Here is a 3,000-nt window from a genome sequence, read left to right as displayed (position 1 = left end):
GAGGGCGAACTCGAGCGCGTCGAGGCCGACGACGGCGGGCCGACTGTTCGCCGACGTGTCGACCTGCGCGGCGCCCGCCTCGAGGACGTCCTCGAGCGACTGCGGTCGCTCCGGACGGCTCCGGAGGGCGCGCTCACCGCCAGCCTCGAGGACGAACTGCCCGGCGCCGTCCGAGAGGACCTCGAGGACGTCCTCGGCGAGCGCGTCGCGCTGCTCGAGGACGCCGCGCCCTGTCTGTGCTGTGTCGACGACGCCGGCCTCGTCTCGGTCGCGCTCGACTCGCCCGTCGGACCCGACCTCGAGCCGACCTGGAACGACCGGTTCGACCTCGAGCGGGAGTGGTTCCTGCCGACCGGCCGCCACGCCCTCGCGCTCGTGCGCGCGGATCTGTTCGCGCTCGGGACCTACAAGGACGACGAGCGCGTCGACTACCGCGGGTTCGAGAGCGACGTGAAGGGCAACCACTCGAAGGGCGGGTTCTCGCAGGCCCGCTTCGAGCGCATTCGCGACGACCAGATCGACGACCACCTCGAGCGCTGTCGGGAGGTCCTCGCCGACCGGGACGTCGAGCGCCTCTACGTGGTCGGCCAGCGCGGCGTCGTCGACGCGCTCGTCGAGGAGGGGGGACTCGAGCCCGCCGCGACCGCCGCCGTCGACGCGACGGGGGATCCGAAGCCGGCGCTCGAGGACGCCTACCGGTCGTTCTGGACGACGACGCTGACGGTGATCTGACGGTCGTTGACACGACGGCCACGTTGTGCAGTTCGGACCACTCGAACTGTTACGTAGCGAGTGCAAACTGCTCGCTTCGCTCGCAGTTTCTACTGGGCGAACGGCTGTCCGAGACGCGCGACAGCGCGTCTCTCTGCGGAACGACGATCGAAGCGCGAGCGTAGCGAGCGGTGAGTGAGTCGTCTGTGCATACCGGAGTTCTAGACGGCTCACAACAGCGAACTACTCTCTCCCGTCGAGCCTGCGAACGGGCGAACATCAGGGCATTCATTAGCGCGCCGTCCGAGACTCGAGTGATGAGTATCCCGTCGTTCGTCATCGGTATCGCCGGCGGCACGGGGGCCGGAAAGACGACAGTGTCACGAACCGTCGCCGAGACCGTCGGCGAGGCCGTCACGCGGATCCCGCTGGACAACTACTACGAGGATCTCTCCCATCTCGACTACGCGGAGCGCGCCGAGGTCAACTACGACCACCCCGACGCCTTCGAGTGGGAGCTGCTTCGCGACCAGCTCGACTCGCTGTTGATGGGCCAGCCGGTCGAGATGCCCCAGTACGACTTCGAGGTGCACAACCGCAAGGACGAGCGCGTCACCGTCGAGCCCTCCGACGTGATCGTCCTCGAGGGCATCCTCTCGCTGTTCGACGAGCAGGTCCTCGAGATGCTCGATCTCAAGGTGTACGTGATGACCGACGCCGACGTTCGCATTCTCCGACGGATCGAACGCGACGTCATCGACCGCGGCCGCGGGCTCGAGGGCGTCATCGACCAGTACCTCGAGACGGTCAAGCCGATGCACGAGCAGTTCGTCGCCCCGACGAAGAAAAACGCCGACATCATCATCCCCGAGGGGGCGAACCGGATGGCCGTCGATCTGCTCGTCGAGAAGGTCGAGGCCGAACTCGCGCCGGGCGACCCCGACGCCGACGGCGACCGGACGTTCCCCCTCGAGGTCGGCGAGGGCCGACCGACGCGGGTCGACGCCGACTCCTCGAGTCGTCCCGACGACTGACGGCGGCGCGACCGGCGTGTCGACCGTCTGGCACTGCCAGTCGAGTCTCGTAATGCGAACGTCTTCCTCGAAACCGGTACCCTCCGGAGCGCCTGTCCACGTTCGCAGCCCGAAAACCGACCGTTACGAGTGATGCTCGAGTCGGCCACGCGTCGGTCGTTGGTCTTCGTGGTCTACGATGAGTCCAATCGTAACCGACGTGACGACATCGTTCGGCTCTACCGGTCTATCGGTTGAGCATACGTGTATCGCGATTGTATCGTCCGCTTCTCGGTCGACACCCAGCACGTGATGCGTTCCCCAGTTTCCGTGTAGCGCCTTTTCCACGACGACTCCACACTGCGTCTCGAAGTCCACCGCTTCCATACTTTCGGGTACGTTTGTCTCGTCTTCGTACTGTTCTACGTCGTTCGAACTGGTGAGAATCTCCACTTCCGTTTCCCCGGTGGCCTTGTCCATCGGATCGGCGTCGTAGTCGAACTCTTCGTAGTCCAACGGACTCTCCAACTCCGGTGTGGAACACGCGTCCGAGGACGCTCCACCGTTCGACGAAAGATCCCCGAGACAACCAGCGAGGGCGATCGTACTCGCTGTTCCGACGGTAGTGAGAAAGGTAGATCGCTTCATATGTCGCCTACCACACTACTCGCCAAAGGTCTTCTGTCATATCAGAACCATAACTGTTTCCGGTTACTATCGCTCGTCGACCCCCTCCCGACACAGCACGGCCGCCGAGATGTCTATCGTTAAGTAGCCGGTCGACCGATGGCCCGGTATGCAGATCGCGATCCTCGCCCACGAGAAGTTCCCGGACCGGGCCAAGACGGCCCTGGGAGTACTGCGCTACGCCGACTACGACGTCGAGGCCGTCCTCGACCGCGACGGCGCCGGTAGCCGAGTGCAAGACCACGTGTCGGACGTCCAGGACGCCCCGATCGTCGAGGGGATGGCCGACGTCGACGCCGACGTCGACGCCCTGCTGATCGGGATCGCTCCCATCGGCGGCGGTTTCGACGAGAGCTGGCGCGAGGACGTCCGAACCGCCCTCGAGCGGGGCTGTGACGTCATCTCGGGGCTGCACTACTTCCTCGCCGAGGACGAGGAGTTCGCCGCCCTCGCCGAGGAGAACGACTGTGAGCTGTGGGACGTCCGACAGCCGCACGACGAGCTGACGGTCAGCGAGGGCGTTGCGGGCGACATCGACGCCGAGATCATCCTCACCGTCGGCACCGACTGCTCGGTCGGGAAGATGACC

Annotated in this window: 4 protein-coding genes; 3 read left to right on the top strand and 1 reads right to left on the bottom strand. The window is 65.5% G+C overall.

All coding sequences use genetic code 11. From position 1 onward, the window contains the following. Together ACNA7R_RS19915 and udk are read left to right on the top strand one after the other, a co-directional pair. Positions 1-732 (top strand): Vms1/Ankzf1 family peptidyl-tRNA hydrolase (locus ACNA7R_RS19915; protein ID WP_416285283.1); only part of this gene is annotated, 732 nt, incomplete at its 5' end. A gap of 296 nt (positions 733-1,028) precedes the next feature. Continuing rightward, positions 1,029-1,745: a uridine kinase gene (udk, locus tag ACNA7R_RS19910; protein ID WP_416285282.1), complete on the top strand. Its 717-nt coding sequence runs from the start codon at positions 1,029-1,031 to the stop codon at positions 1,743-1,745. Positions 1,746-1,868: 123 nt separating this feature from the next. Here the strand turns inward: udk and ACNA7R_RS19905 are convergent, their stop codons facing one another. Then, positions 1,869-2,240: a hypothetical protein gene (locus tag ACNA7R_RS19905; RefSeq protein ID WP_416285281.1), complete on the bottom strand. Its 372-nt coding sequence runs from the start codon at positions 2,238-2,240 to the stop codon at positions 1,869-1,871. Positions 2,241-2,520: 280 nt separating this feature from the next. On the opposite strand from ACNA7R_RS19905, the gene ACNA7R_RS19900 reads away from it, so the two are divergent. Next, positions 2,521-3,000, top strand: a 480-nt coding sequence (locus tag ACNA7R_RS19900; RefSeq protein WP_416285279.1) for a DUF1611 domain-containing protein, incomplete at its 3' end; no start/stop codon positions are given.

The sequence above is a fragment of the Natronococcus sp. genome, assembly GCF_047921035.1.
GTDB lineage: Archaea > Halobacteriota > Halobacteria > Halobacteriales > Natrialbaceae > Natronococcus.
The sequence above is the reverse complement of the archived record's forward strand: the minus strand, read 5'-3'. Positions and strand labels throughout refer to the sequence as shown.